A 2,896-nucleotide genomic window follows, 5' to 3' on the forward strand; every position below is an offset into this window, starting at 1 on the left:
TGACTCGAGTGGAAGGCGAAAACACCCGATTGCGGCACTATCTGGCTCGGCTGCATCGCAAAACGCTTTGTTACTCGAAGTCCGTAGACATGCTGGCTCACTCTGTCCGATTGTTACTTCACTACCTCAAGTTTGACGATGTTCCAGTGCCTCCAAGATTCATCTCTTGATTCAGCAACGCCAGATAGTCTAGCGGCTGGCCTGAAAACTGCGCCCAAATAGCATTGCCAAACTGTTGCCAGTTAGCCAGCAGCGATCGCAGATTATGCAGCTTATCTGCCAGAATGATGCGCTGTGCCGGTGCAGAAACGTGTTGCACCTGATTCAGGTATCTGAGTTTGTGGTCTCGCCAGCTCTGCTGAGGCTGCTTTGGGACTCTGTACAAGCATCAACCAGAGCCAGAATAAATTCACCGTAGCGGTGGCGAATCTGAATGCGAATCGGCTCGCCTCCCTGGTCTTCTACAGCATCATGCAAGAGAGCAGCGATCGCTTCGTCTTCACTGCCGCCATCTTCCAGGACAAGAGCAGCAACGCCCATGAGATGCGCTATGTAGGGAACGGGCTGCACTTTGCGGCATTGATGACGGTGGAGGCTAAGGGTGTAAGCAAAGGCATCAGCAAAGCGATTGGAGAGGACAGCAGGCTGGCGATTACAGGCCATAGAATTCGATTTCTTTTTTAATTTCGGTAATCATGCGTTGACGGAGGTCCCAGGGCAGGAGAACTTCGACATGGGGTCGCCAAGCCCGGAGGCGCTGCCGCACATTGGGGTCATTCTGACGGTACTGAGCCTCATAGTAGGCATCGCTCTGAGGGCGATCGCGCCATAGAGCCAACATTTCTTGCTGGGGCTGACCGCTGAGGTGCTGCTGCAGACGCTGAGCGACTTGCTGATAGCTAATCTGGGTGAAGGTGCTATGGCGTAAGGTGTCTTGGATATAGCGCCGGTTCCATTCGGTGTCAAAGCGCAGCAGTAGTCGCTGACTGGGCTGATAGTAGTCAAAGCCCCAGGCATCTGCCATTGCGGTTTCAATATCGTCTGGAGTGGGTAAGGTTTGGTGGCGGTATCGCTGCTGCAGGTCAGCCGGAATGTCCGCTTGGTTCCAGTCGAGGATTTCAATTGCTTCAATCCGGTCTAAGCGGTAGTTGCGCCAGTCGAGAGCATTTGAGGGCTGATGCGGAACCTGGCCGTAGGCGCAGAGGTAAGGGCCTCGGCGGTAGTAGTAGATGCAGACAGGATAGACAAGTAGCGGGTGGGCATGGGTTTCGCCTGCACCCTGATAGCGTAGGCAAACTGGTGGAATGGGGTGCTGCTGCCAGAGTTCGGCCAGAAGTGCCTGCCAGTCGTCTACTTTGTCTAGCTTTTGTCGGGCAATCACGTAGTCTACGCGGACAAAGAAGCGGCGATCGCGGCCCAGAGGACGTGAGAGATTTTCAGCGATCGCGGCCAGATCTGGCTGGGTCAAGAAGCCAAGTTCTTGATAGGAAGCCAGGGATAACTTTTCGGCTTGGGCAGGATAGTCAGGCCATGTGGTGACTTTAGAAAACTGATTTCCTTTTGGCTGTAACCAGTGAATATCTGCCAGGAGCCGCAGGTCTCCATAGAGAGTGCGACGGGTAAAGCCAAAGAGGTGAGCTTCCAGTAAAGTCTCGAAATTGGCCGGAAGCTGATTGTGATCGCTCAGCGCTTGGCGAAAGGTCTGAATCTGCTGGGTAAGCTCGGATCGGGCGCTGGTAGTTGTTAGCTGCTGTTCCCATTGGGGCTGAGATAGCTTCAAGTCAGATGTAAACAGCCAAGCGACTGTGGTTTTGGCGCAGGGGCAGTCAGGATCATGGAGCTGCGGTTTTTGATCTTGGCTAGGATGGCTGGGGGTAAAGAAGCGATCGCGCCAGTCAGGATAGCTGAAGGAATCGGGCAGTGGCAGCCGCTCGTCTTCGGGGCCGTAGAGCAGGCGCAGCCAAACCCAGAGGCGCACTGCCTGCAGCAGGTTTTGTCGCAGTGAGCCACGGGCGAGCCACTGCAGCAGCGGGACGGTGGGGGCTGCTTGCCAAATGCGATCGCTCATTGGCGTTCAAGCGCTAATTCAGCGTTGATGGCGGTTAGCAAACAGTCGGGAATGTGGGCGGTTTCGCCTGTGAGCCAGGGGCCGGCTACGATTTCTAGAAAGGGCTGGGTTTGCAGAATCTCTAGCCGGGGTTCTAAGACGCTGTGGATTACTGCAAGTGGTTTGAGGTGAGGCTGACAGAGGCGGTGCCAGCCGTCAATTGCTTGAGGTAGACGGCTGATGATGATGTAGTGACTGCACTGTTTGACCAGGGGTTCTTTTTCTGGCTGGGGCAGGCCGCCTACGTCTATGAGCAGCCGATCGACGAGGGGGCGCAGATTGGCGATCGCGCTGGCATGGTACTTGAAGTAGCTGGGAATTAGCTTGGCGGTTTCGGGGTCTTCGTGGATGCGAAATTCGTTGAGCCGCACCAAGGCATCAACCATGTCGGCGTTGGCGGTTTCGTAGGCCCAGTTGCCTTCGCCGTCCCAACTGGCGCGGTGTAGATAGTGTTTGCGCTGGGGATTCTGGGCAATCAGGCTACGGCGCAGGGCGTTGGCGAAGACGCTTTTGCCGCTGTTGGGCGGGCCGCCGATGAGGATGGCGGGACAGTCGGTGCGGCGGGGCTGCAGTTTCAGGGTATCGCCAATGTTTGGTGAGGTGACGCGGCTATGAATCACAATGACGCTGCCGCTGCGGGCATCGTAGCAGCCAAGCCAAGGGGCGGCGTGGCAGTGATGAATCAAGGTGCTGTAGAGCCAGATGGGGGCTTGGCCGTACAGCACCAGTCCCTGGGTCAGATCTAGGCTGGGGGGCAGGTGGAGATCTGAGAGGCTGCTGGACGAAATT

At 56.2% G+C, this 2,896-nt stretch carries 5 protein-coding genes; 1 reads left to right on the forward strand and 4 read right to left on the reverse strand.

Annotation, left to right across the window (positions count from 1 at the left end; genetic code table 11):
• The coding region (locus tag QJQ48_RS27610; protein ID WP_346294185.1) for an IS1 family transposase at positions 1 to 170 on the forward strand (170 nt) is incomplete at its 5' end.
• On the opposite strand, the gene QJQ48_RS27615 is transcribed toward QJQ48_RS27610, so the two are convergent.
• The 4 genes from QJQ48_RS27615 to crn3 all read right to left on the reverse strand — a co-directional run.
• Positions 122 to 319 carry a hypothetical protein gene (locus QJQ48_RS27615; RefSeq protein WP_346294432.1) on the reverse strand — a complete coding sequence of 66 codons (198 nt, stop codon included), beginning with the start codon at positions 317 to 319 and terminating at the stop codon, positions 122 to 124. The genes QJQ48_RS27610 and QJQ48_RS27615 overlap by 49 nt on opposite strands.
• Positions 320 to 324: 5 nt before the next feature.
• Positions 325 to 663 carry an HD domain-containing protein gene (locus tag QJQ48_RS27620; protein WP_346294429.1) on the reverse strand — a complete coding sequence of 113 codons (339 nt, stop codon included), beginning with the start codon at positions 661 to 663 and terminating at the stop codon, positions 325 to 327.
• Complete coding sequence (locus tag QJQ48_RS27625) at positions 653 to 2,068, reverse strand: TIGR03985 family CRISPR-associated protein (RefSeq protein WP_346294430.1); 1,416 nt, start codon at positions 2,066 to 2,068, stop codon at positions 653 to 655. Before QJQ48_RS27625 ends, QJQ48_RS27620 begins: the two co-directional genes overlap by 11 nt.
• Positions 2,065 to 2,896: CRISPR-associated ring nuclease Crn3/Csx3 (crn3, locus tag QJQ48_RS27630; protein ID WP_346294431.1), on the reverse strand; the 832-nt coding region annotated here is incomplete at its 5' end. The genes crn3 and QJQ48_RS27625, both read right to left, overlap by 4 nt.

The sequence above is a fragment of the Sphaerothrix gracilis Ecp01 genome (assembly GCF_030405905.1).
Lineage (GTDB): Bacteria > Cyanobacteriota > Cyanobacteriia > Phormidesmidales > Phormidesmidaceae > Sphaerothrix > Sphaerothrix gracilis.